Origin of the sequence: Symbioplanes lichenis (assembly GCF_030709675.1) — a bacterium.
Classification (GTDB): domain Bacteria; phylum Actinomycetota; class Actinomycetes; order Mycobacteriales; family Micromonosporaceae; genus Actinoplanes; species Actinoplanes lichenis.
In genome coordinates this window covers 252,614-278,704 of record NZ_JAUZQD010000006.1, presented here as the reverse complement: position 1 = coordinate 278,704, position 26,091 = coordinate 252,614, and the positions used below count along the sequence as shown (strand labels likewise).

25 protein-coding genes are annotated in these 26,091 nt (G+C 72.9%); 21 read left to right on the top strand and 4 right to left on the bottom strand.

The features are described from left to right. Positions 1-8 precede the first annotated feature (8 nt). The 7 genes from RAN62_RS16615 to RAN62_RS16585 are packed head-to-tail and all read left to right on the top strand — an operon-like array spanning position 9 to position 6,388. Positions 9-2,726, top strand: coding sequence for a Na+/H+ antiporter subunit A (locus tag RAN62_RS16615; protein ID WP_305785558.1), 2,718 nt, complete (start codon positions 9-11; stop codon positions 2,724-2,726). Beyond that, entirely contained in the window at positions 2,723-3,199 is a 477-nt protein-coding gene (locus RAN62_RS16610; RefSeq protein ID WP_305785557.1) for a Na(+)/H(+) antiporter subunit C, read from the top strand. The genes RAN62_RS16615 and RAN62_RS16610 overlap by 4 nt, the downstream gene beginning before the upstream one ends. Then, positions 3,196-4,692: a Na+/H+ antiporter subunit D gene (locus RAN62_RS16605; protein WP_305785556.1), complete on the top strand. Its 1,497-nt coding sequence runs from the start codon at positions 3,196-3,198 to the stop codon at positions 4,690-4,692. The genes RAN62_RS16610 and RAN62_RS16605 overlap by 4 nt, the downstream gene beginning before the upstream one ends. Further along, positions 4,689-5,180, top strand: coding sequence for a Na+/H+ antiporter subunit E (locus RAN62_RS16600; protein WP_305785555.1), 492 nt, complete (start codon positions 4,689-4,691; stop codon positions 5,178-5,180). Before RAN62_RS16605 ends, RAN62_RS16600 begins: the two co-directional genes overlap by 4 nt. Then, the gene (locus RAN62_RS16595; RefSeq protein WP_305785554.1) at positions 5,177-5,437 is read left to right on the top strand and encodes a monovalent cation/H+ antiporter complex subunit F; all 261 of its coding nucleotides are present in this window, start codon (positions 5,177-5,179) and stop codon (positions 5,435-5,437) included. Before RAN62_RS16600 ends, RAN62_RS16595 begins: the two co-directional genes overlap by 4 nt. Beyond that, a complete protein-coding gene (gene mnhG / locus RAN62_RS16590) occupies positions 5,434-5,838 on the top strand; it encodes a monovalent cation/H(+) antiporter subunit G (RefSeq protein ID WP_305785553.1) in 405 nt (134 codons plus the stop codon). Before RAN62_RS16595 ends, mnhG begins: the two co-directional genes overlap by 4 nt. A 1-nt stretch (position 5,839) precedes the next feature. After that, positions 5,840-6,388 carry a BON domain-containing protein gene (locus tag RAN62_RS16585; RefSeq protein ID WP_305785552.1) on the top strand — a complete coding sequence of 183 codons (549 nt, stop codon included), beginning with the start codon at positions 5,840-5,842 and terminating at the stop codon, positions 6,386-6,388. Positions 6,389-6,606: 218 nt separating this feature from the next. Here RAN62_RS16585 and RAN62_RS16580 read toward each other — a convergent pair whose 3' ends face one another. Together RAN62_RS16580 and RAN62_RS16575 are read right to left on the bottom strand one after the other, a co-directional pair. After that, the gene (locus RAN62_RS16580; protein WP_305785551.1) at positions 6,607-7,557 is read right to left on the bottom strand and encodes a LuxR C-terminal-related transcriptional regulator; all 951 of its coding nucleotides are present in this window, start codon (positions 7,555-7,557) and stop codon (positions 6,607-6,609) included. A 195-nt stretch (positions 7,558-7,752) separates the two neighbouring features. Then, complete coding sequence (locus RAN62_RS16575) at positions 7,753-8,373, bottom strand: hypothetical protein (protein WP_305785550.1); 621 nt, start codon at positions 8,371-8,373, stop codon at positions 7,753-7,755. Between the two features lie 289 nt (positions 8,374-8,662). On the opposite strand from RAN62_RS16575, the gene zwf reads away from it, so the two are divergent. Further along, on the top strand, positions 8,663-10,024 hold the full coding sequence (gene zwf / locus RAN62_RS16570) for a glucose-6-phosphate dehydrogenase (protein WP_305785549.1): 1,362 nt from the start codon (positions 8,663-8,665) through the stop codon (positions 10,022-10,024). Between the two features lie 44 nt (positions 10,025-10,068). On the opposite strand, the gene RAN62_RS16565 is transcribed toward zwf, so the two are convergent. Then, complete coding sequence (locus RAN62_RS16565; protein ID WP_305785548.1) at positions 10,069-10,884, bottom strand: SAM-dependent methyltransferase; 816 nt, start codon at positions 10,882-10,884, stop codon at positions 10,069-10,071. 55 nt (positions 10,885-10,939) lie between these two features. Between RAN62_RS16565 and RAN62_RS16560 the strand changes: the two genes are divergently transcribed. The 6 genes from RAN62_RS16560 (at position 10,940) to RAN62_RS16535 (ending at position 17,383) form a co-directional block, all read left to right on the top strand. Continuing rightward, the gene (locus RAN62_RS16560; protein ID WP_305785547.1) at positions 10,940-11,758 is read left to right on the top strand and encodes a helix-turn-helix domain-containing protein; all 819 of its coding nucleotides are present in this window, start codon (positions 10,940-10,942) and stop codon (positions 11,756-11,758) included. Between the two features lie 73 nt (positions 11,759-11,831). Then, positions 11,832-12,650, top strand: a complete 819-nt coding sequence (locus RAN62_RS16555) for an ABC transporter ATP-binding protein (RefSeq protein ID WP_305785758.1) — start codon at positions 11,832-11,834, stop codon at positions 12,648-12,650. Continuing rightward, a complete protein-coding gene (locus tag RAN62_RS16550; protein ID WP_305785546.1) occupies positions 12,647-13,705 on the top strand; it encodes an iron-siderophore ABC transporter substrate-binding protein in 1,059 nt (352 codons plus the stop codon). The genes RAN62_RS16555 and RAN62_RS16550 overlap by 4 nt, the downstream gene beginning before the upstream one ends. After that, on the top strand, positions 13,702-15,741 hold the full coding sequence (locus tag RAN62_RS16545) for an iron ABC transporter permease (protein ID WP_305785545.1): 2,040 nt from the start codon (positions 13,702-13,704) through the stop codon (positions 15,739-15,741). Before RAN62_RS16550 ends, RAN62_RS16545 begins: the two co-directional genes overlap by 4 nt. Before the next feature lie 93 nt (positions 15,742-15,834). Beyond that, positions 15,835-16,089, top strand: coding sequence for a hypothetical protein (locus RAN62_RS16540; RefSeq protein ID WP_305785544.1), 255 nt, complete (start codon positions 15,835-15,837; stop codon positions 16,087-16,089). Positions 16,090-16,414: 325 nt separating this feature from the next. Next, a complete protein-coding gene (locus RAN62_RS16535) occupies positions 16,415-17,383 on the top strand; it encodes a hypothetical protein (protein WP_305785543.1) in 969 nt (322 codons plus the stop codon). Between the two features lie 895 nt (positions 17,384-18,278). Here RAN62_RS16535 and RAN62_RS16530 read toward each other — a convergent pair. Beyond that, positions 18,279-18,911: a TetR/AcrR family transcriptional regulator gene (locus tag RAN62_RS16530; RefSeq protein WP_305785542.1), complete on the bottom strand. Its 633-nt coding sequence runs from the start codon at positions 18,909-18,911 to the stop codon at positions 18,279-18,281. Between the two features lie 98 nt (positions 18,912-19,009). Between RAN62_RS16530 and RAN62_RS16525 the strand changes: the two genes are divergently transcribed. The 7 genes from RAN62_RS16525 (at position 19,010) to RAN62_RS16495 (ending at position 26,089) form a co-directional block, all read left to right on the top strand. Continuing rightward, positions 19,010-19,924 carry an ABC transporter ATP-binding protein gene (locus RAN62_RS16525; protein WP_305785757.1) on the top strand — a complete coding sequence of 305 codons (915 nt, stop codon included), beginning with the start codon at positions 19,010-19,012 and terminating at the stop codon, positions 19,922-19,924. Further along, positions 19,921-20,679 carry an ABC transporter permease gene (locus RAN62_RS16520; protein ID WP_305785541.1) on the top strand — a complete coding sequence of 253 codons (759 nt, stop codon included), beginning with the start codon at positions 19,921-19,923 and terminating at the stop codon, positions 20,677-20,679. The genes RAN62_RS16525 and RAN62_RS16520 overlap by 4 nt, the downstream gene beginning before the upstream one ends. A 46-nt stretch (positions 20,680-20,725) precedes the next feature. Further along, the gene (locus RAN62_RS16515; RefSeq protein WP_305785540.1) at positions 20,726-21,280 is read left to right on the top strand and encodes a SigE family RNA polymerase sigma factor; all 555 of its coding nucleotides are present in this window, start codon (positions 20,726-20,728) and stop codon (positions 21,278-21,280) included. Next, a complete protein-coding gene (locus RAN62_RS16510; RefSeq protein WP_305785539.1) occupies positions 21,252-22,436 on the top strand; it encodes a hypothetical protein in 1,185 nt (394 codons plus the stop codon). Before RAN62_RS16515 ends, RAN62_RS16510 begins: the two co-directional genes overlap by 29 nt. Positions 22,437-22,522: 86 nt before the next feature. Then, positions 22,523-22,900: a YciI family protein gene (locus tag RAN62_RS16505; RefSeq protein WP_305785538.1), complete on the top strand. Its 378-nt coding sequence runs from the start codon at positions 22,523-22,525 to the stop codon at positions 22,898-22,900. Next, positions 22,897-24,084, top strand: a complete 1,188-nt coding sequence (locus tag RAN62_RS16500; RefSeq protein ID WP_305785537.1) for an RNA polymerase sigma factor — start codon at positions 22,897-22,899, stop codon at positions 24,082-24,084. The genes RAN62_RS16505 and RAN62_RS16500 overlap by 4 nt, the downstream gene beginning before the upstream one ends. Before the next feature lie 13 nt (positions 24,085-24,097). After that, entirely contained in the window at positions 24,098-26,089 is a 1,992-nt protein-coding gene (locus RAN62_RS16495; RefSeq protein WP_305785536.1) for a S9 family peptidase, read from the top strand. Positions 26,090-26,091: the final 2 nt, after the last annotated feature.

The window sequence follows — 26,091 nt, the reverse complement described above, 5'->3', positions numbered from 1 at the left end:
GACCTCTCGTGCTCGTCCTGGTGCTGACGCATGCCCTCGCGGCCGTCATTTCGCCCTTTTTGTCACGCCGTAGGGCTTTCTATCTGCTGGCCCTCGTGCCCGCGTCGGCGGTTGTCGTTCCGGCCGTCGCGACCCACGAGACCTACCGCTGGGTGCCCGCCCTCGACCTGACGATCACCTTCACCATGAGCCCGTTGCGAGGGCTCCTGCTGGTGGTCGTCGGCGGGGTCGGCGCGGTTGTCCTCGCGTACTGCGCGCGCTATTTCCCGTCGTACGACAGCCGCTTCGCCGCCGTCTTCCTCGGCTTCGGCGCCGCGATGACCGGGCTCGTCCTCGCCGACGACCTCCTGCTCACGTACGTGTTCTGGGAGCTCACCTCGGTCTTCTCCTACCTGCTCATCGGGCACAGCGCCGAGCGGTCCGCGAGCCGGCGCGCCGCGACCCAGGCGCTCGTGGTGACCACCGCGGGCGGGCTCGCCATGCTCGTCGGCATCGTGCTGCTCGGGCACTCGGCGGGCACGTACCGCTGGTCGGAGATCGCGGCGAACGGCCCGCTGCCGGGCACCGCGACGGTGACGGCGGCGGGCGTCCTGATCCTGGCCGGGGCGCTGAGCAAGTCGGCGCTGTTCCCGTTCAGCTTCTGGCTGCCCGCGGCCATGGCGGCGCCCACCCCGGCCTCGGCCTATCTGCACGCCGCGTCGATGGTGAAGGCCGGCGTCTTCCTGATCGGGCTGCTCGGACCGGCGTTCGCGGAGGTGCCCGGCTGGCGGCCGGTCACGGTCACGGCCGGCGTGGTCACGCTGCTGCTGGGCGCGTGGGCGGCGATGCGCCAGACCGACCTCAAACTGCTTCTCGCGTACGGGACGGTCAGTCAGCTGGGTCTCCTCACGGTCGCGCTCGGCGCCGGCACCCAAGCCGCTGCCCTCGCCGGGATGGTCCTCCTGCTGTCGCACGCCCTCTTCAAGGCCACGCTGTTCCTGGTCGTCGGCATCATCGACCGCACCACCGGCACCCGCGACCTGCGGGAGCTCAGCGGGCTGGGCCGGGCCCACCCCGTGCTCGCCACCGTGGCGGTCCTCGCCGTCGCCTCGATGGCGGGGGTGCCGCCGCTGGCCGGTTTCGTGGGCAAGGAAGCCTTGTTCGCCGCGCTGGCCACCGACCCACCGGTGCTGGTCGCGGTGGTCGCCGGGTCAGCCCTGACTGTCGCGTACGGCCTCCGCTTCCTCTGGGGAGCCTTCGCCACCAAGCAAGAAGTGTCCGGATTCCAACCCGTCAATGCCTCTTTCATCGCGCCCGCCGCGTTGCTGGCCGCGGCCGGCCTGGCCACCGGTGTCCTCGCGCCGTGGCTGGACCATCTGCTCAACCCGGGAGCCGGCTACCACCTGGCCCTCTGGCACGGCTTCGGGCTGCCCGTCCTGCTGTCGCTGGTCGTCTGGGGAGCCGGCATCGGCGTGCACGCGTGGCAGCGGGCCGGACGCCAGTGGCCGGCGCGGCTGCTGCCCACCGGCGAGAGCGCCTATCAGCGGGTCATGCGCGCCGTCGACCGTACGGCCGTCGAGGTCACCGGCGCCTCCCAGCGCGGGTCGATGCCGTTCTCGCTCGGGCTCATCCTGGTCACGCTGGTCGTGCTGGGCGGCGTCACGCTGCTGCTCGGCGCGCCCCGGCCGGCCGGGCTGCGCCTCTGGGACACGCCGTTGCAGCTGGTCGCGGGCGTCGTGGTGGCCGCGGCCGCGCTGCTCGCCGCGCGGGCCCGGCACCGGATGACCGCGATGATCCTGGTGGGCGTCTGCGGCTACGGCGTCGCCGTGCTCTTCGTGCTGCACGGGGCCCCTGACCTGGCGCTCACCCAGTTCCTCGTCGAGACCGTCACGATCGTCATGTTCGTGCTGGTGCTGCGGCGGCTGCCGGTGCGGTTCTCGGCCCGGCCGCTGCGGACCACCCGGTGGCTGCGCGCCGCGCTCGGGGCGGCGGCCGGGCTGGTCGCCGCGGGCATGGCGTGGGCGGCCACCAGCGGGCGGACGGCCGTACCCATCTCGGTCGACTTCCCGGACCTGGCCGTCTCCTACGGCGGCGGGCACAACATCGTCAACGTCGCCCTGGTCGACATCCGGGCCTGGGACACCATGGGCGAGATCTCCGTGCTGGTCGTGGCCGCGACGGGCGTGGCCAGCCTGATCTTCCGCCGCAGCTCGTCGTTGCAGCGCCGCAGCGCCGAGCAGAACGTGCCCACGGCCGAGGCCGGGCCGGGCTGGCTGCGCGCCGCGGACACCCCCGAGGCGCAGCGCCAGTCGATCGTCCTGCAGGTCGTGGCCCGGCTGGTTTTTCACACGATCGTGCTTTTCTCGGTCTACCTGCTGTTCTCGGGTCACAACGCGCCCGGCGGCGGGTTCGCGGGCGGGCTGGTCGCGGGGCTGGCGCTGGTCACCCGCTATCTGGCCGGCGGGCGGCGGGAACTCAACGCGGCGGCCCCGGTCGACGCCGGCTTCCTGCTGGGCGGGGGGTTGCTGCTCTCCGTCGGTACGGGGGCAGCGGCGCTCGTGGCCGGGGGAGAGGTGCTGCAGAGCGCGCTGCTCGACCTGTACGTGCCGCTGCTCGGCCACCTGCACGTCGCCACGTCGGTGTTCTTCGATGTCGGCGTCTATCTGATCGTCATCGGCCTGGTGCTGGAGATCCTGCGCAGCCTCGGCGCCGAACTGGACCGGGTCCACGAGGAGGCCACATCATGACCCCGAATCTCGTCTCTATCGTCCTGATCGGCGTGCTCTTCGCGACCGGTGTGTCGATGCTGCTCGAGCGCAGCCTGACCCGGGTGCTGATGGGCATGATCCTGCTCGGCAACGGGGTCAACCTGCTCATCCTGCTCGGTGGCAAGGCCGGCACGCCGCCGATCGTGGGGGACGGGCCGGCCGAGGAGATGGCCGACCCGCTGCCGCAGATCATGATCCTGACGGCGATCGTCATCACGCTGGGCATGACGGCGTTCCTGCTGGCCCTGGCCTATCGCAGCTGGGCCATGTCCGGGCACGACGAGGTGCAGGACGACGTCGAGGACCGCCGCATCATGGAGCTCGCCGAGCGCGACGAGGGCTCCGGCGCCGACGACACGCACGACGAGCACGGACCCGCCGGTCCGGCGTCGACCACGCCGCACGACTCGGACATTTCTCGCGATTCGTCGACGCCGGTGGTGGCGCGATGACGTGGCTTGTTCCGCTTCCGGTGGTGCTGCCGCTGCTGGGCGCCGCTCTCACGCTCATGATGGCTCGGCGCCCACGCGCGCAGCGTACGGTCAGCCTCTCGGTCCTGACCGTCACCCTGCTGGTGTCCGGCGCTCTGCTGTGGCTGTCGACCGTCGAAGGCCCCCAGGTCGTCGCGGTCGGCGGCTGGGTGGCCCCGCTGGGGATCGTGCTCGTGGCCGATCAGCTGGCCGCGCTCATGCTCGTCGTCTCGGCGGCGGTGACCGTGTGCGTGCTCGTCTACTCGATCGGCCAGGGCATGGCCGACGGGAGCGAGGACACGCCGCTGTCGGTCTACCACCCGACCTACCTCGTGCTCACGGCCGGCGTCACGAACGCGTTCCTGGCCGGCGACCTCTTCAACCTCTACGTCGGCTTCGAGATCCTGCTGGTCGCCAGCTACGTCCTGCTCACGCTGGGGGGCACCGCGTCGCGCATCCGGGCCGGCACCACGTACGTGGTCGTCAGTCTGTTGTCGTCGGTGATCTTCCTGACCGCGATCGGGCTCGTCTACGCCGCCACGGGCACGCTGAACCTGGCCCAGCTGGCGTCGCGCCTGGACGAGCTGCCGGACGGCCTGCGGCTGATCCTGCAGGCGATGCTCCTGCTGGCGTTCGGGATCAAGGCGGCTGTGTTCCCGCTCTCCTCGTGGCTGCCGGACAGCTATCCGACCGCGCCCGCCCCGGTCACCGCCGTGTTCGCCGGGCTGCTGACCAAGGTCGGCGTGTACGCGATCATCCGGACGGAGACGCTGCTCTTCCCGGGCGGCCGGGCGACCTCCGTGCTGCTCGTGGCGGCGCTGCTGACCATGCTCGTGGGCATCCTCGGCGCGGTGGCGCAGACCGACATCAAGCGGCTGCTGTCGTTCACGCTGGTCAGCCACATCGGCTACCTGCTCTTCGGCGTGGGGCTCGCGACGCAGCTGGGCCTGGCCAGCGCCATCTTCTACGTGGTCCACCACATCACCGTGCAGACCACGCTGTTCCTGGCGGCCGGCCTCATCGAGCAGCGGGGCGGCAGCTCGGCCCTGGACAAGCTCGGCGGCCTGGCCAAACTGTCGCCGGTGCTGGCCGTGCTGTTCCTGGTGCCCGCGCTGAACCTGGCCGGCATCCCGCCGTTCTCCGGCTTCCTGGGCAAGCTCGGGCTGATCCAGGCGGGCGTCGCGGACGGCAGCGTGCTCGCCTGGCTGCTCGTGATCGGAGGCGTGCTGACCAGCCTGCTGACGTTGTACGCCGTCGCCCGGGTCTGGAACCTGGCCTTCTGGCGTACGCCGCACCCGGACATGCCCCGGGCCACGCTCCCCAGGCTCATGGTGTGGCCGACCGTCGCCCTGGTCGCACTGGGAGTCGGCTTGACCGTCGTCGCGGGTCCGCTCTTCGACATCGGTGATCAGGCCGCCGGGGACCTGCTCAAGCGCTCGGGCTACGTCGAGGCAGTGTTCGGAGGAGGGCAGTGAGGGCGCGGGCGGTCGCGGCCGCCGGGCTGACCGTGATCTGGATGCTGCTCTGGGGCTCGTTCACCCCGCTGACGCTCGTGGGCGGGGCGGTGATCGCCGTGATCGTGCTGGCCGTCTTCCCGCTGCCGGTCGTCACGCACACCGGCGGCGTCCATCCGCTCGGGGTGCTGCGCTTCGCCGGCCGCTTCGCCGTCGACCTGGTCGTCTCCAGCGTCCAGGTCGCCGTGCTGGCCTTCCGCTTCGGACACATCCCCCGCAGCGCCATCATCGCGGTGCCGCTGCGTGCGCCCTCCGACCTGGGCCTGACCCTGACCGCCGAGGCACTGTCCCTGGTCCCGGGCAGCCTCGTCGTCGAGGTCGACCGGTCGCTCGGCGTCCTCTACGTCCACGTCCTCGGCGTCCCCGACGCGGCCGCCGCCGACCGTTACCGCCGCAGCGTCCTCGACCTCGAGGACCGGCTCATCCGCGCCTTCGGGAGGCCCGCATGACCACCGCCGTCGCCGTCGTCATCACCGCGCTCCTCGCGGCGGGCGCCACGCTCGCCCTGATCCGGGTCGTACGCGGCCCGTCCGTCCTCGACCGCATCGTCGCCACCGACGTGCTGCTGGCCATCGTCGTCGTGGCGATCGCCACCGAGGCGGCGTTCACCCGGGACGCGACGGCTCTGCCCGTACTCGTGGTGCTGTCGATCCTGGGGTTCGTCGGCTCGGTCAGCGTGGCCCGCTTCTCGGGGCGGTCGCGATGACCGCCGCGCTGGACGCCGTCGCGTGGGCGTGCCTCGTGGCGGGCGCGCTGCTCAGCCTGTCGGCCGGGGTGGCGCTGCTGCGCTTCCCGGATCTGCTGTCCCGCATGCACGCGGCGACGAAGCCGCAGGTGCTGGGGTTATTGCTGGTGCTGATCGGGTGCGCGCTGCGGCTGCGCGAGCTGGTCGACATCACGACGCTGCTGCTGGTCCTGGTCTTCCAGATGGCGACCGCGCCGGTGGCCGCGCACATGGTGGGCCGGGCGGCGTACCGGGCCGGTCAGTGCCGCAACGACCTCCTGGTCACCGACGAACTGCGCCGGTCCGGCTCCGCTCCGGTCGCCGGTCTCCGGTCTTCCCAGTCCGACGGGGCCGGCGCTTCCGAAACCGGCCGGCGGGGCTGAGATGCTGCCGCCGCCGGGCCGCGACGGACACCTCACCGGCACGGTCGCCGCGGTCCTCGCCGCCGACGAACGCCTCCACGGCCAGCACCTCAGCGTCCAGGTCCAGCACGGCGTGGCCATCCTCGGCGGCACGGTCGACACCGCCGCCCTGCACGACGTGGTCACCGGCCACGTCCGGCGGGTCCCCGGCGTGCGGGACGTGTGCGACGGCCTGGTCGTCCGCTCCGGCTTCCTGATCGGCCCCGCCCGCGACGCGGCCCAGTTCGGCGAGCTGGCCGCCCACCTGGCCACGCTGGATCACCATGACGCCGGCCAGACCCGATCCCGCCCGGAGCCACCGCCCGGCGTGCTGCCTGGGCTGCCACCGCCCGGCGTGCTGCGTGGGCTGCCCACGCACCGCGTGCTGCGCATGTTGCGGCGCATCGCCCTCGGGGTGGCCGCCGTCGTCGTGCTGGCCGAGCTGGTCGGCGAACTCGTGCTCCTGGTCGCCGTGGGCGTGATCGCCCGCATCGCCGACCTCCTCCTGCGCCGCCGCCGCACCGACGCTTGAGCCCGCCGCCGCCGTCGCACCGACGCTTGAGCCCGCCGCCGCTCGAGCCGGCCGCCGGCCCGCTCCTCGCATCCCCGGTGCGGCCGGACCCACATCCGCCGGTGCGGCCGGGATCGCATTCGCCGTGCGGCCGGGCTCGCGTTGTCGGTGCGGCCGGGCTTGTCAGAGGGCGCCGACGTGGCCGGGCTTGTCAGAGGGCGCCGACGTGGCCGGGCTTGTCAGAGGGCGCCGGCGCGGATGGCGAAGGCGATGACGTGGGGGCGGTTGTGCAGGCCGTAGCGGTGCATGACGTCGCCGACGCATTTGATGACGGTGCGGCGGCTGCAGCCGAGCTCGGCGGCGATTTCCTCGGTGTCCAGGCCGTCGGCGACGTGGCGGAGGATGGTGGTCTCGCGTTCGGTCAGCTCGCAGGCCGGCATGTCGCCCGGGGACATCCACCCGGCGGCGGGCGCGGGCGCCGGAAGCATCGGCCGGGTGGTCGCCGGCTGGGCGGTGCTTCGCGGCGCTCCCGGTGCAGCCGCTCCGCGCGAGGCTCCCGGTGCAGCCGCTCCCCGCGAGGCTCCCGGTAGAGCCGCGCCGCGCACAAAGCCCGGCGACGCCGCGCCGCGCGCAGAGCCCGGCGACGCCGCGCCGCGCGCAGAGCCGGGTGACGCCGCGCCGCGGGCAGAACCCGGTGACGCCGCGCCAGATGTCGTCGGGCCGGGTGCGGACCCGGGTGCGGCCGTGCCTCGGAGGGCTGTCGCGCGGTTGGTCGTCGGCCGGTGGTGTGGTGTTGCGGGGCGGACGGGCGGCTGGGCCCGGCGGCGGGCGTCGGCCTCGGCGACGGTGTGGAGGTATTGGGCGTAGAGCTGGGAGGCGGTGGGCCGGGCCGCGCTCCGAGCCGCGGCGGCCACGCCGGCGCCCAGGCTGCGGGGTGTGACCGCCGCCTTGGGGAGGGCGATGACGACGTGGCGGCGGGCGGCGGGCTCGGCCTGTTCGGCGGTCAGCTCGGGTGTGACCATCACCACCGGGAGACCGGCCGGGGTGTCGCCGAGGACGGCCGCGGGGTCGGAGTCCACGACGAGGACGGCGACCTGGGCCCGCTCGGGGCGCTCGGTCACGGTCGCCCCGGCGGCGGTGAGCACGGCGCGGGCCCCGGCGAGGTCCACCTTGTCCTGCGCCCGGACCATGACTCTCAGCTCACCCGTGGCCGCCGGGACAACGCCCGGGACCCGGGCCTGGCCGGCCTGCCGCGGGCCGGGACCTGCCAGGTCCGCCGGCGACATTCCTACCGGACTCCGCACGTGCTCGCTCCCCCTCGATCAACACCACCGCCCCGTGACGCAGTCGGCAATGTTCCGGTGGGCAGCTGCTTACTTGGAAGATCAGTAACTGGTCACTCTCCGCTCACCTCCACCTTGTCCGGGCGCATCGTCGTGACCGTCGCCGGCCAGGGCGCGGTGCTCGGCGCGAAGCTGGTCGAGCGCCCGGTCGCGGCCCGGCGGGCGCAGCTCGTCGACCACCGCCCACGCCTGCGCGAGCGCCCGCTCCAGCTCCTCGGTGCGCCGCTGGTGCTGCACCCGAAGCTGCTCACGCAACGTCTCCAGCCGGCGCTGCCACCCCTCGGCCACCGCCTGCCGCCGCGCCTCCGCCGCCCGCTCGTCGTCCGCCCGCCGGGCTTGCGTCGCCCGCTCGTCGTCCGCCCGCTGGGCCAGCGCAGCTTCGGCCGCCTCGGCCCGTGACCGCCACCGGGCAGCCTCCTCTCGCCCGTCGACCCGCTGCGCCGGGACGGCACTCGGCGGCCGCGCGGCGTCGAGCCGGTCGAGCGCCTCCACCGGCACCAGCGCCGCGAGCGCCCGGCCGCCCTCCGTGAGCACCGTCACTTGCCCGGTCAGCCCGGTCATCCGCGCGAGCGGCACCAGCCGGGACCGCGCCTCCTGCACCGCCAGCTCGTGCCGGCCGCCCGACGACTCCTGCCGGGCACCCGGCTGCTCGCCGCGGCCCACGGGCAGCCTCCGCGAGGCCCCGGGCTGCTCACGCCGGCCGCCCGACGACTCGCGCCGGCCCCCGGGCAGCTCGCGACGAGCCCCGGGCGGCGGAAATCCCGATGCGGACAAAGGACCGGAGTGCGAAGCCGGCTGCGCCATACCGGTCATGATGCGCCGGGGGTACGACACTTTTCCGCGCCCGGACGTAATCAAGATCACGGTGGGACGGTATGTGGAATCAGCGGGTGGCGCCTTTAGGTTCACGCGGGAAGAAGAACAAATCCGAAGCGTGAGAGAAGACCGTTCCATGGACACGCGTTCCGACGCGGTGGTGCTGTTCGGCGTCACCGGCGACCTCGTCGCCAAGAAGCTCTTCCCGGCTCTCTACGAGCTGGCCCGCCGCGACAAGCTGACCGGCCCGGTGATCGGCGTCGCCCGTTCCCCCTGGGACGACCAGCAGCTGATCGCCGCCGCGCGCAAGGCCGTCGTGGAGACGGGCCGCCCGATCGACGAGGACGCCTTCGAGGCGCTGGCCGCCCGGTTCCGGATGCTGTCCGGCGACTATGCCGCCCCGGAGACGTACGAGCGTCTGGCCGGAGCCCTGCAGGACGCGAAGGCGCCGCTGTTCTATCTGGCGATCCCGCCCGCGGTGTTCGAGCCCGTGGTGCACGGCATCGCCGGCGCCGGGCTGGCCGAGCGCGGCCGGGTGGTCGTGGAGAAGCCGTTCGGGCACGACCTGGCGTCGTCGGCCGAGCTGGCCGCCACGCTGAACGGCGCGTTCGCGGCGGACCGGATCTTCCGCATCGACCACTACCTCGGCAAGGAGGCCGTCGAGGGGATCGCGGCGCTGCGCTTCGGCAACCGCGTGCTCGAGCCGCTCTGGAGCGCCGAGCACATCGCGAACGTGCAGGTCACGCTGGCCGAGAGCTTCGGCACGCAGGGCCGGGCGGGCTTCTACGACAAGGTCGGCGCGATCCGCGACGTCCTGCAGAACCACGTCCTCCAGGTCGTCGCCCTGCTCGCGATGGAGCCGCCGGCGTCGCCGGAGGGCTTCCGCGAGGCCGAGGTCGCCGTGCTCGAGCGGACCGCGCCGATGGACCCAGCGACGACGGTGCTCGGCCAGTACGCGGGCTACCGGGACGAGCCGGGCGTGGCCGAGGGCTCGCGCACGGAGACGTACGTCGCCACGACGCTCGCCATCGACACCCCGCGCTGGGCCGGCGTGCCGTTCCACCTGCGCACGGGCAAGCTGCTGCCGGCCACGGCGACCGAGGTCGTCGTCGAGTTCAAGCCGCCGTCGCACAGCCTGGTGCCGGCCACGAACCCCGAGCCCAACCTGCTGCGCCTGCGCCTCGGCAAGAAGGACGGCATCACGCTGAGCCTGCAGGCCAAGCAGCCGGGTGCCGAGGTCGTCACGACGCCCGTGGCGCTGTCGGCCGGCTTCGACGAGGCCTTCGGCCCGCGCCGCGAGGCGTACGAGCGGCTGCTCGACGACGCGATGGACGGCAGCCACCTGCGCTTCGCCCACGAGGAGACGATCGCGCAGGAGTGGCGGATCGTCGGGCCCGTCCTGGACTCGGCGAGCGAGCCGCACCCGTACGAGGAAGGGTCGTGGGGGCCCGGGGCCGCCGACCAGCTCGCCGGCCCCTGGCACAAGCCGACCGCCTGAGCCGGGGTCCCGCCCGGAACGCCGCAGCGTTCCGGGCGAAAGGCTCACGGCTTGCGGCCCACCGCCGCATAGCCACCGATCGCCGGCGTGGGCGGCCGCTCCACCCCGGGCGCCGGCCGCCAGTCGGAGAGCAGCACGATGCCGGGCGGCACCAGCTCCAGGCCGTCGAAGAACCGCTCGAACTGCTCCCGGGTGCGCGGCCAGGCGTCGAGCTTGCCGGACGCCTGCATCGCGTCGGACGCCGCGCGGACCTCGGGCGCCGAGGCGTCGAGCGTCACATGCGTCACGACCAGATGGCTGCCGGACGGCAGGGCGTCGAGGAGCTGTCGCACGATCGCGGTCGCCTGGGCGTCGCCCTCGATGAAGTGCAGCACCGCCAGCAGCACCAGCCCCACCGGACGGCCCAGGTCCAGCACCTCCCGGACCTCCGGGTGCTCCAGGATGCCGGCCGGGTCGCGCAGGTCGGCTTCGAGATAGTGGGTGCGGCCCTCGGGCGTACTCGTCAGCAGGGCTTTGGCGTGATGGGCGATCAGCGGGTCGTTGTCGACGTAGACCACCCGGCTCGCGGGGTTGATCCGCTGCGCGATCTCGTGCGTGTTGTCGGCCGTGGGCAGCCCGGTCCCGATGTCGAGGAACTGGTCGATCCCGGCCTCGGCCGCCAGATATTGGACGGCCCGGACCAGGAATGCCCTGTTCTCCAGCGCCGAGACGCGTGCCTCCGGGAACACTTTCAGAATCATGTCGCCGGACTCACGGTCGGCCGCGAAATTGTCGGTGCCGCCGAGCAGATAGTTGTAGCGCCGCGCCGGATGCGTGACGCTCGTGTCGATCCCGAGTGCCCGCGCCGTCTCCTCGTCCATCGTCGCCCCTTCCCGCCGTTTTGGCGTCCACATTAGACTTCTTAGGCTGGGGACCATGGACGTCGGACTTGGCACATGGCGGCGCGACCCCGGCACGGTCGTGCTCAACGGTGAGCCGATGCCGGCGGGTGCCCCGGCGGGCGCGATCGTGGCCGAGTCCGGGCCGCTCGCGGTGCCGACGGAGTGGCTGCCGCACACGCATCCCGTGCACGAGCTGGTCTGGGTGCGCGGCGGCACGCTGACCTCGCGGATCGGGAGCCGGATCTTCACCGTGCCGCCCGGCTTCGGCCTGTGGGTGCCCGCCGAGGTGGTCCACGGCGGCCGGCTGACGGCGGGCGTCGAGCTGCACGCCGCGTTCTTCGCGCCCGAGCGCACCCCCGTCGAGTTCGCCGGGCCGACCTCGATCGCCGTGACCCCGCTGCTGGAGTCGTTGCTGCTCCGCCTCACCCGCGACGACCTGAGCGCCGAGGCGCGGGCCCGGACCGAGGCGGTCGTGTTCGACGTGCTCGAGCCCTCGGAGCGGCAGTTCGCGCTGGATCTGCCGGGCGACGCCCGGATCGATCCGATCGCCGAGGCGCTGCTGCGGGACCCCGCGGACGAGCGCGGCCTGCTGGAATGGGCGGCTTTCCTGGGTACGAGCGACCGCACCATCACCCGGGCCTTCCGCGAGGCGACCGGGCTGTCGTTCGCCCAGTGGCGGCAGGCGCTGCGCGTGCACGAGGCGCTGGCGCTGCTGTCGGCGGGCGCGGAGGTGCGGGAGGTGTCCGAGCGGCTCGGCTACGCGCAACCGAGCACGTTCATCGCCGCCTTCCGTCGCGTGATGAAGGTGACACCGGCGCGCTCGATGTCCGGAAACCCGTATCGCCTGTCCTGACATCGGGATTGCGGAAAAACTTGATCATCACCTAGCCTCCGTAAGGCAAGGCAACCCTAACTTCGGAGCGGTGATGCGGACGACGTCCCTGCGTGGCGACCAGCTGGTCCTGCGCTACGGCAAGACGGCCGTCGTCCACGGCGTCTCCGTCGAGCTGGCCGCCGGTCACGTCACCGCGCTGATCGGCCCGAACGGCAGCGGCAAGTCCACGCTGCTGCGCGCCCTCGCCCGGCTGCACCGCGTCGACGGCGGCGAGGTGCTGCTCGGGGACCGGGCCGTGTCGCTGCTCAACGCCCGGGACTTCGCGCGGGAGGTCACCCTCTTCTCCCAGTCCCGCCCGGCGCCGCACGGGCTGACGGTGAGCGAGGTCGTCGCGTTCGGGCGGCACCCGCATCGGCGCCGCTTCGCCGGGCCCGGCCCCGCCGACCGGGCCGCCGTCGACCGGGCGATGACCCTGACCGGCGTACGCGACAAGGCCGGACGCCCCGTCGGTGAGCTCTCCGGCGGCGAGATGCAGCGTGTGTGGCTCGCCGCGTGCCTGGCCCAGGACACCGGGGTCGTGCTGCTCGACGAGCCGACGAACCACCTCGACATGCGCTACCAGATCGAGACCCTCGACCTGGTCCGCGACCTGGCCGGGGAGCACGGCGCCGCCGTCGGCATCGTGCTGCACGACCTCGACCACGCCGCCCGCGTCGCCGACACGCTCGTGCTGCTCAGCGCCGGCCGCGTCCACGCCGCCGGCGACCCCCTCCACGTGCTCACCGCCGAGCACCTCAGCGCGGTCTACGACCTGCCCGTCGAGGTCGCGATCGACCCGCGTACGGGCCGGTTGCGCATCGACCCCGTCGGGCGGCACCCCGCCCGTCACGTCATCTCAGGAGAAGCATGATCACCACCCGTCTCGCGGCCTCGGCGGCGACGCTGGCCCTGGCCGCGGCGGCGCTCACCGCCTGCGGCACCACGGACGTCGAGGAGCCCGCCGCCGGCGGCCCGTCGGCCCCCGCGTCGCAGAACTGCGCCGACGACACCACGACGACCGCGACGGGCCCGGTGTCACTGACCGACGGCCTCGGCCGCAAGGTCGACCTGCCCAAGCCCGCGCAGCGCGTCGCCGTCCTGGAATGGCAGCAGACCGAAGACCTGCTCTCGCTCTGCATCACGCCGGTCGCGGCGGCCGACCCCAAGGGCTACGCCACCTACGTGAAAGCGGAGACGCTGCCCGCTAGCGTGGCCGACGCCGGCCAGCGCGGCGAGCCCGACTTCGACGCGCTGTACGCGACCAAGCCCGACCTCATCGTCATGGAGGCCTACCAGCCCGACGACGAGTTGCTCGGCAAGCTCGAGAAGCGCGGCGTCCCCGTGCTCGCGACCGTCGGCGCCGATGCCAAGGGCCAGATCGCGAACATGAAGAAGGTCTTCTCGACGATCGCCGCCGCCACCGGTCGTACCGAACGCGCCGACCAGCTGCTGAAGCACTTCGACGAGCACCTCGCCGAGGCGAAGCGGAAGGTCGCCGGCGTGAACCTCAAGACCAAGAGCTTCCTGCACTTCGACGGCTGGATCGAGGGCGGCAACGTCGTCGTCCGCCCGTACGGCAAGGGTGCGCTCTTCACCGAGATCGGCGAGCAGCTCGGGCTGACCGCGGCCTGGACCGACGAGATCAACAAGAGCTACGGCAGCGGCGGGGTCGACCCCTCGTACGGGCTCGCGCAGACCGACATCGAGGGCCTGACCGCCGTCGGCGACGCGATGCTCATCTACGCCGGCGAGGAGGTGCCGGACAGCTACGTCCCGGAGCTGGAGAAGAGCCCGATCTGGAAGGCGCTGCCGGCCGTCAAGGAGGGCCGCGCCTACTCCTTCCCCGACGGCGTCTGGGGCGCCGGCGGCCCGAAGTCGAACGAGCAGGCGATCGACGCCTACGTGAAGATCCTGACCGGTCAGTGAGCACCACCCCCAGCCGGGGCGCGAGCGGGGCGGCCGTCCTGGCCGTCCTGCTCGCCACGGTCGTCGTCACCGGACTCTGGCACGTCACACAGGGCACCTCGGGCGTGGGCTTCTGGGACCTGCTGCGCTATCTGCTCGGCGCGCACGAGAACGTCGGCGGTGTCCCGGTCGGCGACGTGCTGACCGGCTCCCGCCTGCCGCGCATGGCCGCGGGCATCGCGGTCGGCGTGGCCCTCGGCGCCGGCGGCGCGCTGCTCCAGTCGGTCACCCGCAACCCGCTGGCCGCCCCGGACACGCTCGCCGTCACCGCCGGGTCCTACTTCGCGCTGGTCGTGGTCGCCGCCTTCCACCTCACGGTGCCGCTGTGGACCTCCGGCGCGGTGGCCTTCGGCGGCGGCGTGCTCGCCGCGGGACTCGTCCTCGGCCTGGTCGGCGCCGCCTCGGGCGTCGCGTCGACCCGGCTGATCCTGGCCGGCTCGGCCGTGGCCATGGCGCTCGACGCGGCGACGGCCACGCTCCTGATCCTCTTCAAGGACAGCACCACCGGCCTGTACGCCTGGGGCAGCGGCTCGCTCGCGCAACTCAACATCGACGCCGCCACGCGCGCCGCCCCGGTGATCGTCGCCGTGCTCGTGGTCGCGCTCCTGCTGGCCCGGCGACTGGACGTGCTCGGGCTCGGGGACGACGCGGCGGCCACGCTCGGCGTACCGGTGCGGTCGACCCGGCTCGTCGCCGTGCTCTGCGCCGTCCTGCTGACCAGCATCTCGGTGACGCTCGCGGGCCCGATCGCGTTCGTCGGCCTGGCCGCCCCCGTGGCCGTACGCCTCGCCTCGCACCGCATCGGCGCCCTGACCCGGCACGCGTTTCTCATCCCGGCGAGCGGCCTGGCCGGGGCGCTGCTGGTGCTGCTCGCGGATGTCGTGCTCCGGGCGATTCTCGGCGCCCAGGCAGCCGCGTCGATCCCCACCGGCATCCCGACCGCGCTGCTCGGCGCCGTGGTCATCGTCGTCCTCGCCCTGCGCCTGCGCGACGCGGGGGAGACACCTCTCACGCACGTCGCCGTCCGCTCCCGGCGCCGCTTCGTCATCGTCGTGATCGTCGCGACGGTGCTGCTGGCCGCGACCGTGCTCACCGGTCTGCTGGCCGGCAGCCTGTGGTTGCGTACCGGGGACATCGCCCTGTGGCTGCGGGGCTCTGCGCCGGACCTCATCGCCCTGGCCCTCGACGACCGCGCCCCCCGGGTCGCCGCGGCCGTCACCGCCGGCGCCGCGCTCGCCCTCGCCGGCACCGTCGTGCAAGGCACGGTCCGCAACCCGCTCGCGGAACCGGGCGTCCTCGGCATCACCGCCGGCGCCGGCCTCGGCGCGGTGCTCGCCCTGCACTCCGGCCGCCCCACCCTGATCGCGGCGGCCGTCGCGACGGGCCTCGCCACCTTCGCCATCATCGCCGTGCTGGCCTGGCGCGGCGGCCTCCTGCCCGACCGCTTCCTGCTCATCGGCATCGGCTGCGGCTACGCGCTGGCCAACGTCAGCACCTTCCTGCTGCTGCGCGCCGACCCGTGGGACACGCCCCGCATCCTGACCTGGCTCTCCGGCACGACCTACGGCCGGACCTTCCCCGACGTGCTGCCGGTCGCGCTCGTGCTGCTGGTCGCCACCCCGGCGGTGCTGGGCCTGCGCCGCCAGCTCGACCTGCTGGCCATCGACGAGGACACACCCACCATCTTCGGCGTACGCCGGGAAGCCGCGCGACTGACCCTCCTGACCATCGCCGCCGTCGCCGCGGCAGTGAGCGTCATCGCCGTCGGCGTGGTCGGCTTCGCCGGACTCGTCGCCCCCCACCTGGCCCGAGCCCTGACCGGCGCCCGCCACGGCCGCATCGTCCCGGTCGCCATGCTCCTGGGCGCCCTCCTCGTCACCATGGCCGACACCCTCGGCCGCACGGTCATCGCCCCGTCCCAGATCCCGGCCGGCCTGATCATGGCCCTGATCGGCGCGCCCTACTTCGTCTGGCTCCTGCGCCGCTCCCGCCTCTGACCGGCGCCGCCGCTCGCCCGGACCGCCCCGGCGCCGCTCGTGCCGCTTGTCCCGATCGCGGAAGGCTGGTGGTGGTATCGGTAGCGTGCACTCATGACGCAGCCGCCGGCACTGGTGAAGTTGCTCCACGATCGTGACGGCGTGGAGACCGTGGTGCTGCTTCAGGACGGCCGTCGCCTGGTCGTGTACGACATCGCGTGGGGCTACGACCTCGGCGACCAGTGGGCTCACGTGACGACAAACATCAGCCCCGGCCGCGAGGGCGCCGCCGTGGACGTGTTCCGGACCAGCGAGGTGGTTTCGGTGATCGACCCAGACACGGGCCGGACGGTTTACAGCCCTTCGTAGCTGCCGTTCGTCCAGCGAACCACGCGTCGCCGGCAGATCGGAGCGCACACGAGGCTGACGAAACCGTCGTGGATGTCGGCGCGGCGTTTCCAGCGCACGGTCAGGCGGCGGACCGGATGCAGAAGCACAAACGGCCTTCGACGCTGCCGTCCTCGATCGGACAGCGCGGCCACCGTTCTAGGCGATGGACAGCTCTCGATGGTGGGTGCATCGTTTGCCGGTCCCGGCGGTGCGAATACAAACGAGGTCGAGGGAAATGACGAAGAGCCAGAACGACGATAGACGTTGGATCTGGGGTTGGGGAGCGATTCTGACCCTTGTCGCTGTGGTGATCCCGTTGGGCGCCGGGTCGCTGTTCGGCTACTCAGACAAGATGCTGGTATACGCCGGCGCCGTGGTCACAGCGCTCGTCGCGCTGATCGCCCACACGCTGACCCGCCAGTCCAACCGTCGGCTCGCGGTCGAACAGAAGCAGAGCTTCGGCCAGTTGAAGCTGGAAGCGGCGATGCGCGCCGGGCAGCTTGTCAGTTCCAAGGACGGCCTGGGCGTCGACCGAGCCGCGGCGGCCTCCAGCCTGCTGGCGCTGACACGCCTCGACCAGGCCGGCCTCGCCGTCGCCATGCTGGTCGACCTCTGGGACGGGGGAAAGGACAAGGTTTCGACCGAAACCGCGATCCTGGTCATCGACGGCGCGCTGCGATCGGATCAGCGCAACGCCCAGCTGATGGCGGCCGAGCTGCTCTGCCGCAACGCCCGCAGCCTCGATGCGTGTCAGTCGCTGCACTGGCCGAGCGCAGTCGACGGGGGCTGGGATCCTCAATTCGGCGACAAGACCAAGCTTCTGCTGTTCGAGGCACTGCTCGACATGACGTTAACCACGAAGCCGAACGAAAACGCCCTACGCTCGGTCGCCGTCCGCCTCTACGGCGTGTGGGCGGCCGAGGCTGCGGTCGCCCACAGATCGAAGGACGTGAGCCATGCCCGGGTGATGGGCTGCGTCGCCACTTTGATCAAAGCGCTACTGCCGCAGATGGAGGTGCTGGGTTACACCGACTTCATCCAGGGCGACAGTCGGGTGACCCTCAAGGACTTCACGGCCGCGGCGGCGACCGCGGCCGACAATCCCGACGAGTTCCTGCACCGGATCGTCGCGCGACGTGCCGAGGACCTGATCGCGTGGTCGCTCCGGTGCGACTGCGTCGACCTATTCCAGGGAAGCATCGCTAGTGCCGTCGGCCAGGGCGGATCCCCGTTGCTAGTGGTCGACCGGCAAGACTTCAAGCGGCCGCGATGATGTTCGAGATACTTGTCGCGGCCCACGACCGAGGTCGCCGATGCACTGACGTCGGCCTGCGTAATGCCTGGTCACTACTCGGCGAACCTTGCTGGCGGCCTCGCCTCTGCATATCGCAAGCCAAGCCGCGCAGTGACTAACACATTAGGTCGCGGCCGGATCGCGGCAGATCAGTGCACCAACGCCCTCGTGATGGGCTTCAACCTGAGAAGTCGAGTACGGCTCTGCTGCCCGGGGCGGAATTGCATGGTGCCCGATTAGTGCCAGAGGCTGCGCGACCGAGCCGCACCACCGGGCTCTGCCATCGGCATACCCGGCTACCGGCCAGCGCCATGCAGCTCGTGACGGCCTATGGCGCGCGACTGGCGGCAGATCAAAAAACCTGAACAGGGAAAACACCGCTCCGTCCTTCGGCAGCCTGATGAGGTGCCACGCGAGCAGATGCGGAAGATCCTCAGGTGGTTCGTCTGGGGATTTGTAACCGTTGCAGGGCTCTACGCCCTCTGGTATGTGGCTGCTCTGGTCTATTGGAACTTCGCCGGAGAGAGTTTCGGGCTGTAGAGCTTCAGCCGGGCTGAACGGCCGACCGAACCGATGCTCTCGTCGGCGGATCCAGGCATCTGCGCTCCGAGTGATTTCATGATCCGTTGTACGCAGCGTAAGCGAGTTCGGCGGGCGACCGTCTGCGCCACCGGTGGTCAAGGTTCGCGGTTGGTGCCGGTTCTCACGAAACATTCCGGCGCGTGATGGCGGCGGAATGGCGCCGAAAGCCGCGAACGAAGCCACCCTCCGAGAGCGCGGCCGATATCGGGCACGTGCGCGCCAGAAGTGAGCAGCGGGCGTCCCCGGCCGCGCCGGCGACGCCGGGAGTGGGCCGGCGGGCGAACACAGTGGCTCAGGCGTAGGCGCGCAGGAAGGCGGCCACCCCGTCCGCGATGATCCGCGCGGAGTCCCGGGGCGGCAGGTCCTCGCGCTGGTCGAGGGCGGCCTGCAGGGCGAGCGTGATGGTCAGCGCCGTGAAGTGGCGGGCGGCGACGGCGGGGTTCTCGGCGTGGATTGCGCCCTCGGCGGCCAGTCCGGCGAAGCGTTCTTCGAGGAGTTGCTCCGGGCGGTCGCGGACCGTGACGGGCTGCTTGCCGGCCGGGGACTGCTGGGCCTGCAGGCGGCGGAAGGTCAGGTAGTCGGGGGACGGGAAGGTTCGGTCGACGATGCGGTGGGCGAAGGCGGTCAGTGCGGTGCCGAGGTCGCGGCCGGAGGTCAGTTCTTCGTCGACGGCGGCGCGGACGGTGGCGAGGAGGGATTCGCCCACGCGTTCGACGACGCGCAGGAAGACGGTTTCCTTGTCGCCGAAGTGGTCGTAGACCGTGCGCTTGGACACCCCGGCCCGGGCGGCGACGGCGTCCACGCTCGTGCGGTCGTAGCCCTCGGTCAGGAACAGTGCCTCGGCGGCGTCCAGGATGGCGGTCTTCTTGCCCTCGGACCGGCGCCGGCGCCCCGGGGTCTGGGCCTCCGCGATCGTTCTCGGCACGGGCCCAGACTACGTGACCCTGACCAGAAGGGGTCGAGGCCCGGCTTGCCCTCGATCGATAAACTACACCGAACAGTGTGATTTCTGAGGGGAGCGGCATGCACGGCATCCGGGCCGAACGGCTCACCAAGAGATACGGCGCCACCGTGGCGGTGGACGACTTGTCCTTCACCGCGCAGCCGGGGGTGATCACCGGCTTCCTCGGGCCCAACGGCGCGGGCAAGAGCACGACCCTGCGCATGCTCACCGGGCTGACCAGGCCCACGTCGGGCGCCATCACCATCGGCGGCCGCCGGCTCGCGGACCTGGACGACCCGGCGCGTACGGTCGGCGCCCTGCTCGACGCGCGAGCCGTCCACCCGCATCGCACCGCCGCGCAGCACCTCCTCGCCTTCGCGCAGGCGGCGGGGCTCGACCGGCGGCGGGTCGGGGAGGTGCTCGAGCTGGTCGGGCTCGGGGCGGCCGGCGACCGCCGGGCGGGGGAGTTCTCGCTCGGGATGCAGCAGCGGCTGGGCATCGCGACCGCGCTGCTCGGCGATCCGGGCGTGCTCGTGCTCGACGAGCCGCTCAACGGGCTCGACCCGGAGGGCATCCGGTGGCTGCGTACGCTGCTGCGGGATCTGGCGCGGGAAGGCCGGACCATTCTGTTCTCCAGTCACCTGATGTCCGAGATGGAGCTGACGGCGCACCACCTCGTCGTGGTCGGCCGGGGCCGGCTGATCGCCGAGGCGACGCTGGACGACTTCGTGCGGGCCCACACCACCCGGGCGGTCACGGTCCGGGCCGGCTCGCCCGATCGTCTCGGCGGGGCGCTGGCGCGGGCCGGTGTCGACTTCGCGGCCCAGCCGGACTCGTCGCTGCTGGTCACCGGGGCGGACGCGCCGACGGTCGGCCGGATCGCCGCGGCCGAGGGGCTCGCGCTCGACGAGCTCAGCCCGGTCCGCGAGTCGCTGGAGGACGTGTTCCTGCGGCTCACCCACGAGGCCACCGACTACGAGGGGGTCGCGGCATGAGCGTGCTCCGCTCCGAGTGGACCAAGCTGCGCAGCGTCCGGAGCACCTGGATCGCGGCGGCCTCCGCGGTGGCGGCCGGGGTGGCGCTCAGCGTGCTGGGCGTGTCCGACCTGCTCGGCACGCCGCCGTCCGAGCTGTCCGCCGGCTGGGACCCGACCGCCGAGAGCCTCAAGGGCTTCCTCTTCGCCCAGCTCGTCATCGGCATGCTGGGGGCGTTGGCCATCACGCCCGAGTACGCCACCGGGATGATCGGCACGAGCCTGGTCTTCGTGCCGTCGCGGCGCCGGCTGCTCGCGGCCAAGACAGCCGTCGTCGCGGCCGTCGGGCTGGCGACCGCTCTCGTGACGACGCTGCTCAGCTTCGCCGTGGTGCAGCTCATGGTGCGCGGGGCGGATCTGCCCGCGGCCGGCCTCGGTGATCCGGGCGTCGCCCGGGCCCTGCTCGGCGGGGCGGCGTACCTGACGCTGGTCGCCCTGCTCGGGCTGGCCGTCGGCGCGCTGGTCCGGTCGGCCACGAGCAGCCTCGCCCTGCTGGTCGGCGCCCTGTTGCTCGTCCCGGCGCTCGGCCCGGGTCTGCCCGGCGTGCTCGGCGACTGGTTCGGCCGGTTCTGGCCGATCACGGCCGGTCAGGCGGCGTACGCGGTGGTGCCCGTGGATGGCGCCCTCGCCCCGGGGCCGGGGATACTGCTGCTCGCCGGCGCCGCGGTGGCCGCCGGTCTGGCGGCCCAGCTCGTCTTCCGCAGGCGCGATATCTGAGAGTTTCTCGGCGGCGGTGCAACCCGGCGGGGTTCGTCTCTCCTCTATGCCTCGACGAGAGGAGCACGACCGAGTGGACGCCGAGGCCGAGGAGGCTTTCCGGGAGTTCGTCAGGGCCAGGTTCCCGTCGCTGCGCGCGCTGGCGTACGTCACCTGCGGCGACTGGCAGGCCGCCGAGGACGCGGTCGCGGGGTCGCTGTCCCGGCTCTACCTGCGCTGGGGCAAGGTGGCCGCCCCGGACGCGTACGCGCGCACGATGGTCGTCCGGGCGGCGATCGGGGAGAAGCGCCGGCCGTGGCGGCGCGAGCGCTCGGCGGGGGACGCGTTCCCGGACGTGGCCGGGCCGGACCCGTCGGTGGACGTCGACGAGCGGCTGCGGCTGCGGGCGGCGTTGCGGCGGGTGCCGCCCCGGCAGCGGGCCGCGCTGGTGCTGCGGTTCCTGGAGGGGCTGAGTGTCGAGGAGACGGCCGAGGTGCTCGGCTGCACCGAGGGCACGGTGAAGAGTCAGACGAGCAGGGGGCTGGACGCGCTGCGGGCGGTCCTCGCCGACGAGTCGCCGGAAGGAGCGGATCGTGTCTTATCGCATCGAGGACGTGCTTGAGGCCGTCCAGCACGGCGCCCCCGCGCCGCGGACCAGCACGGACGACATCATCGCGGGCGCGCACCGCATCCGCCGGCGGCGCCGGACGGCCGCGGTCGCGGGGGCGGGAGGCGCGGCCGCCGTCGTGGTCGCTCTGGTGACAGGCTTGACGGGTACGCTCCGGAGCGCGCCCCCGGCCCCGCCGGTCCCCGCCGCCTCGCCGTCCCCGGTCGTCGCGCGGCCGGTCTTCACCCAGCCGGACGGGTTCGCCTCGACGCTCGCGAGCTTCCGCGCCGGCAAGTACCGGGTCGGGCCGGTCAACCAGGTGACCTCGGGCTACCAGGTGCTCCCGGTCTATCGCGACGGCTACGTGATCGGTGTCGACGACAAGGAGTACCCGCTGGCGGACGCCACGATCACCGTCTACCGGCCGGGCGTCTTCGACCCGGCGACGTTCGGGGCGAAGGGCGAGTTCAACACCGCCTACGGTCCCGCCGCCAAGGTGGACGTGGGCGGCACGACGGCCCTGGTGCGCGAGCTGACGTACTTGCTGCCGGAGCAGCAGGCCATGAAGAAGTGGCTCTCGACCCGCAAGGACGGCGACACGTCGTCCGCCCGGGACCTGCCCCAGGTCAAGTACACGCGCACCGCCGTCGCCTGGGAGTACGCCGACGACGCCTGGGCGACCTTCCTGCCCGGTCAGGGCCGTGACCCGTTCACGCGCAAGGACACCCTGGCGATCGTCGCCGGGGTGCGCCCGGCCGCGGAACGCCCGCTGCGGATGCCGTACACCTTCGGCTGGCTGCCCGGCGGCTGGCAGGCGGTGAGCGTGACGCAGAACGCCGAGGACATGTCCGACGTCGTCTCGGAGGTCGTGCTGCACGACGGTCCGCCGAGCCGCGCCGAGCAGGCCGGCCCGGTCGACGACGGTGTCCTGAGCGGCGGGGTGGTCCGGGTCTGGACGGGTACGCCGAAGGACGGCTACAAGGCGGGGAAGGGCCGGCGGGTCGTCTGCGACGAGCCGATCAGGAACTGCGTGCTGGTGCTCGACGCGGGCCACTTCGCCGAGTTCCAGAGCTCGGGCAAGGGCCTCACGGTCGCGGACATCACCAAGATCCTGATGTCGCTGCGCCCCGCGACGATGCGCGACCAGGAGTCCTGGCCGCCGGCCGAGTGACATCCGGCCGGATGTCGATCGGGCGGCCCGCGAGTCGTCATCTTCCTGGAAGCCGGGAAGATGACGACTCCGAGGAGGATGACGACATGCGCTACACGCTGTTGATGCACTACACCGAGCAGACCCCCGAGACGCTCGGCGCCGAGGCGATGGCCGAGGGGCGGCGGGCCATGACCGACTACACGGCGACGCTGCAGCAGGCGGGCGTGCTGATCGCCGCCGAGGTCCTGCAGCCGTCGGCCGCCACCACCACCGTCAGCCGGGTGGGCGACGAGCTGCGGATCCAGGACGGCCCGTTCGCGGACACGAAGGAGCAGCTCGGCGGCACCTTCGTCATCGACGTGCCCGACCTCGACGCCGCGATCGAGTGGGCGGGCCGGGTGCCGGCCGCGACCTGGGGCACGGTCGAGGTCCGGCCGGGCGCCATGTACGTGACCGACGGCGTCTGGCGCCCCAACGCATGAGTGCCGACGCGGCGCGGGCCGTCACCGAGCGGGTGGCCCGCACCGCGTACGGCAGGCTCGTCGCCCTGCTCGCCGCGCCCACCGGCGACCTGGCCCTGGCCGAGGACGCCCTGGCGGGAGCCTTCGAGCGGGCGCTGACCACCTGGCCGGCCGCCGGCGTGCCCGGCAACCCGGAGGGGTGGCTGCTCACCGTGGCCCGCAACCGCGTCCGCGACGTGTGGAAGTCGGCCGCGCACCGCACCAGCGCACCGCTGGACGACGCGGCCGGGCACGCCGCGGTGACGCCGATCGACGACCTCGATCCGGACGCCATTCCGGACGAGCGGCTGCGGCTGCTGTTCGTCTGCGCGCACCCCGCGATCGACCCCGCCGCGCGGACGCCGCTGATGCTGCAGACCGTGCTGGGTTTCGAGGCCGCCCGGATCGCGTCGGCCTTCGCCGTGCCGCCCGCCACGATGGCCCAGCGGCTGGTCCGGGCCAAGCGCAAGATCCGCGACGTCCGGATCCCGTTCGTCGTGCCCGGGCGCCAGGCGATGCCCGCGCGGCTGCCGGCGGTCCTCGAGGCGGTGTACGGCTGTCACGCCCTCACCTGGGACCAGGGCGACGGGGAGGCGCAGTACCTCGCGGTCACTTTGGCCACGTTGCTCGGCACCGAACCGGAGGCGTGGGGGCTGGCGTCATTGATCACGCTGTCGCTGGCCCGGGCGGCGGGCCGGGGCGAGCAGTACGTGCCGATCGAGCAGCAAGATCCGCGTACGTGGGACAGGCAGTTGATCGTCGAAGGTGGCCTGTTCCTGCGCCGGGCCGGCAGCGGGCCGCCCGGTCGGTTCCAGCTCGAGGCCGCGATCCAGGCCGTGCACTGTGACCGCGCCCGCACCGGCGAGGTGGACTGGGCGGCGCTGCGGGTGCTCTACACGGCGCTGGTGCACGTGGCGCCCAGCCTCGGCAGCAGAGTCGCCCGCGCCGCCGTGACAGGGCGCACCGACGGCCCGGCCGCGGGACTGGCCGAGCTCGCGGAACTCGACGCGGCCCAGGTGACTTCCTTCCAGCCATTTCACGCCGTACGCGCGGATCTGCTCGCCCGCGCGAAGCGTCCCGCCGAGGCGGCCGAGGCCTATCGCACCGCCGCGGCACTGGCGACCGATCCGGCTGTGCGCGACCACCTGGCGGCCCGGGGCAGGTGATAGGAATGGTCGAGTGAACCCCTACAGCGATCTGGACGCGTACGTGCGCCTGCCCCGCCTCGACGGGCTCCACCTGTCCCCGGACGGGCGCCGCCTCGTCGTGGGAGTGGGCACCCCCGCCCAGGACAACTCGTCCTATGTCACGGCGCTCTGGGAGGTCGACCCCGAGGGCGCCCGCCCGGCCCGGCGGCTGACCCACAGCGACAAGGGCGAGTCGGCCGCCGCCTTCACCCCCGCCGGTGACCTGCTCTTCGTCTCGGCGCGGCCGCGGCCCGGCGACGACAGCGAGGAGCCGAAGTCCGCCCTCTGGTCGCTGCCGGCCGGCGGCGGTGACGCGCACGTCGTGGCCGCGCCGCGGGGCGGGGTCCGGCAGGTCGTCGTCGGCGAGGAGGGGACGGTTCTGCTCGGATCGGCGCTGCTGCCCTCGTCGGCGAGCGCCGAGGCCGACGCGGAGGCCCGCACCGGGCGCAAGGACGCCGGCGTCTCCGCGATCCTCCACGAGGACTACCCGGTGCGCTACTGGGACCACGATCTGGGCCCGGACCGTACGCGGCTGCTGGTCGCCCCGCTCGCCGAGCGGCTGGAGCCCCGCGATCTCACCGGGCACGCCAGCTCGGCGCTGGACGACACGAGCTCGTGGGACCTCGCGCCGGACGGGCGCACGGTCGTCACCACCTGGGCCGTCCCCGTGGCCGGGGGCTCCCGGCGGGTCACCCTCGTCGCGATCGACGCCGAGTCGGGGGAGCGGCGCACGCTCGCCGACGACCCCGGCCACGACTACGAGGCGCCGCGCATCTCGCCCGACGGCACGCAGGTCGCCTTCGTCGCCCAGCGCCGGTCCACCCCGGAGGAGCCGGGCGACTCGTGGCTGGCGCTGGTCCCGCTGACCGGCGGCCCGGCCCGCGACCTCACCGCCGGCTGGGACAGGCTGCCCGGGCGGCCCCGGTGGACGCCGGACGGCACCGCCCTGGTCACCACCGCCGACGACCTCGGCCGCGCGCCGCTGTGGCGGATCGACGCGAGCAGCGGCGAGGTCACGCGGCTGACACCGGACGATGCCGCGTACTCGAATGTCGTGGTCTCCCCGGACGGACGCTGGGCCTACGCGTTGCGCGCGACGATCGACACCCCGCCCGCCCCGGTACGCGTCGCGCTGAGCGGGGCCCCCGAGGTGACCCCCCTGCCGGGGCCCGCCGAGCCGGTCACCGCCCCCGGACGGCTGGAGGAGGTGTCCACGACGGCGGCCGACGGGACGCCGCTGCGCGCGTGGCTCGCGCTGCCGCACGGAGCGAGCGCGGAGGCGCCCGTACCGTTGCTGCTGTGGATCCACGGCGGACCGCAAGGGTCGTGGAACGCCTGGTCCTGGCGCTGGAACCCGTGGCTCGCGGTCGAGCGCGGCTATGCGGTGCTGCTGCCCGACCCCGCCCTGTCCACCGGCTACGGGACCGCCTTCATCCGCCGCGGCTGGGGCGCCTGGGGTCAAGCGCCCTACACCGACCTGCTCAGCCTCACCGACGCCACCGAGGCCCGGGCCGACATCGACGCCACCCGCACGGCGGCCATGGGCGGCTCGTTCGGCGGCTATATGGCCAACTGGGTCGCCGGGCACACCGACCGCTTCAAGGCGATCGTGACGCACGCCTCGCTGTGGGCGCTCGACCAGTTCTCGGAGACGACCGACGCCTCGTACTACTGGACGCGCGAGATGACCCGCGAGATGACGCTGGAGAATTCCCCGCACCGCTCCGCCGCGTCGATCACCACCCCGATGCTGGTCATCCACGGCGACAAGGACTATCGCGTGCCGATCGGCGAGGGGCTGCGGCTGTGGTGGGAGCTGCAGTCGGGCGAGCACCCGGAGCGGCACAAGTTCCTCTACTTCCCGGACGAGAACCACTGGATCCTCAAGCCCGGCAACGTCCGCGCCTGGTACGAGACGGTGTTCGCCTTCCTGGCCCAGCACGTCCGCGGCGAGAAGTGGGAGCGGCCGGAGCTGCTCGGCTGATT

Bases quoted from the DNA above. Each gene is read 5' to 3' on its own strand.
- RAN62_RS16610 (WP_305785557.1), top strand. From the start codon at position 2,723: ATGACCCCGAATCTCGTCTCTATCGTCCTGATCGGCGTGCTCTTCGCG.
- RAN62_RS16605 (WP_305785556.1), top strand. From the start codon at position 3,196: ATGACGTGGCTTGTTCCGCTTCCGGTGGTGCTGCCGCTGCTGGGCGCC.
- RAN62_RS16595 (WP_305785554.1), top strand. From the start codon at position 5,177: ATGACCACCGCCGTCGCCGTCGTCATCACCGCGCTCCTCGCGGCGGGC.
- mnhG (WP_305785553.1), top strand. From the start codon at position 5,434: ATGACCGCCGCGCTGGACGCCGTCGCGTGGGCGTGCCTCGTGGCGGGC.
- RAN62_RS16585 (WP_305785552.1), top strand. From the start codon at position 5,840: ATGCTGCCGCCGCCGGGCCGCGACGGACACCTCACCGGCACGGTCGCC.
- RAN62_RS16580 (WP_305785551.1), bottom strand. From the start codon at position 7,557: ATGGTCCGGGCGCAGGACAAGGTGGACCTCGCCGGGGCCCGCGCCGTG.
- zwf (WP_305785549.1), top strand. From the start codon at position 8,663: ATGGACACGCGTTCCGACGCGGTGGTGCTGTTCGGCGTCACCGGCGAC.
- RAN62_RS16565 (WP_305785548.1), bottom strand. From the start codon at position 10,884: ATGGACGAGGAGACGGCGCGGGCACTCGGGATCGACACGAGCGTCACG.
- RAN62_RS16560 (WP_305785547.1), top strand. From the start codon at position 10,940: ATGGACGTCGGACTTGGCACATGGCGGCGCGACCCCGGCACGGTCGTG.
- RAN62_RS16555 (WP_305785758.1), top strand. From the start codon at position 11,832: ATGCGGACGACGTCCCTGCGTGGCGACCAGCTGGTCCTGCGCTACGGC.
- RAN62_RS16550 (WP_305785546.1), top strand. From the start codon at position 12,647: ATGATCACCACCCGTCTCGCGGCCTCGGCGGCGACGCTGGCCCTGGCC.
- RAN62_RS16540 (WP_305785544.1), top strand. From the start codon at position 15,835: ATGACGCAGCCGCCGGCACTGGTGAAGTTGCTCCACGATCGTGACGGC.
- RAN62_RS16525 (WP_305785757.1), top strand. From the start codon at position 19,010: ATGCACGGCATCCGGGCCGAACGGCTCACCAAGAGATACGGCGCCACC.
- RAN62_RS16520 (WP_305785541.1), top strand. From the start codon at position 19,921: ATGAGCGTGCTCCGCTCCGAGTGGACCAAGCTGCGCAGCGTCCGGAGC.
- RAN62_RS16515 (WP_305785540.1), top strand. From the start codon at position 20,726: ATGCCTCGACGAGAGGAGCACGACCGAGTGGACGCCGAGGCCGAGGAG.
- RAN62_RS16505 (WP_305785538.1), top strand. From the start codon at position 22,523: ATGCGCTACACGCTGTTGATGCACTACACCGAGCAGACCCCCGAGACG.
- RAN62_RS16500 (WP_305785537.1), top strand. From the start codon at position 22,897: ATGAGTGCCGACGCGGCGCGGGCCGTCACCGAGCGGGTGGCCCGCACC.